Annotated in this window: 2 protein-coding genes; one reads left to right on the top strand and one right to left on the bottom strand. The window is 58.5% G+C overall.

Features of this window, described 5'->3' with window-relative positions:
• Window positions 1–831: DUF2125 domain-containing protein (locus ACXJ5O_RS27995; protein WP_457302761.1), on the bottom strand; the 831-nt coding region annotated here is incomplete at its 3' end.
• A gap of 115 nt (window positions 832–946) precedes the next feature.
• On the opposite strand from ACXJ5O_RS27995, the gene ACXJ5O_RS27990 reads away from it, so the two are divergent.
• A partial coding sequence (locus ACXJ5O_RS27990; protein ID WP_457302762.1) for a gamma-glutamylcyclotransferase occupies window positions 947–1,060 on the top strand: 114 nt, incomplete at its 3' end.

Raw genomic sequence — 1,060 nt, 5'->3', positions numbered from 1 at the left:
GGACAGTTCGACTTTGCGCAGCGTTYCCGTCTGGCCGCGCAGAACCGACAGGTCACGCTCGGGTTTTGCCAGGAGCGCGAAACCGTTGGCAAGCTGGACATCGGCGGCGCCGGTCAGTTCGGGCAAAGGTCTGTCGAGGACAATATTGTCGGCGATCTTGAGCTTGTCGAAGGAAAGCGCGATATCCATCTGCGGCTGGGCAGTGTTGAACTCAAGTTTCCCGGTCTGCATGACGGCGAGCGGAACAGGATTGCTCACGTTCCCGCGCTCATTGACCATGACATTGCTGCCTTCGATCGAAAGTTGTTTTGGAAGTGGCTTGTCGAGCCGGACGCTCGTGGCGAGATGTTCCCATTTCACGTCGAGGGGCGGAGCGCCGGGCACGTCGACCGCGGCAGGGCCTTCGACGCTGCTGACAATTTGCAGCGGGTCGTAGATTTGCGCGGCGGAACGAAAGCTGCCGGCGGTGATGGATATGTTTTTGGCCTGGTCAACCCAGCCTACTTTCGAGCAGTCGAGACCAACGCGTAAGGGATAGCCGCTCGCCCCGGCGTTTTCGCAAGTGGCGTCGATACCCTGCTGCTTGAAGCCCGCGATATTCGTCGCGACCCGGCTTTCCAATTGATTGGCCAGATAGTACCAGCCGCCGGTGTAGATCACGCCGGCAAGGATAATCAGTGCGCCGATGATGATCGGAAGTCTCGAAGGCTTGCGGCTCTTTTCGGCAGTGCTTGACGGCATGGGGCGGGTCTCGCTATCGGTCAGGGAGAGACCGTTGACAATCCACCCCGACGGCCATTTGATGCGATTTTCTGCACTTCCGGTGCTCATGGACCAAATGTCCACTGCGCTCCGGGTCTCGAAAACCACATCAACTGACTCGCCGGGCTGAATTCTCAAACAGTTCTCTCAGGCAAATCTATCAGGCAAATCTATCAGGACGGATATGGGCGATTTTTGGGTCTTTGGCTATGGCTCTCTGATGTGGAAGCCGGGCTTTGCACATGTGGAGACCCTGCACGCCCGGCTGCACGGCTATCGAAGGGCACTGTGCGTGCGC

The organism is Phyllobacterium sp. P5_D12 (genome assembly GCF_054049495.1).
Note: the sequence above shows the minus strand (reverse complement) of the source record. Positions and strands in the feature narration are given on the sequence as shown.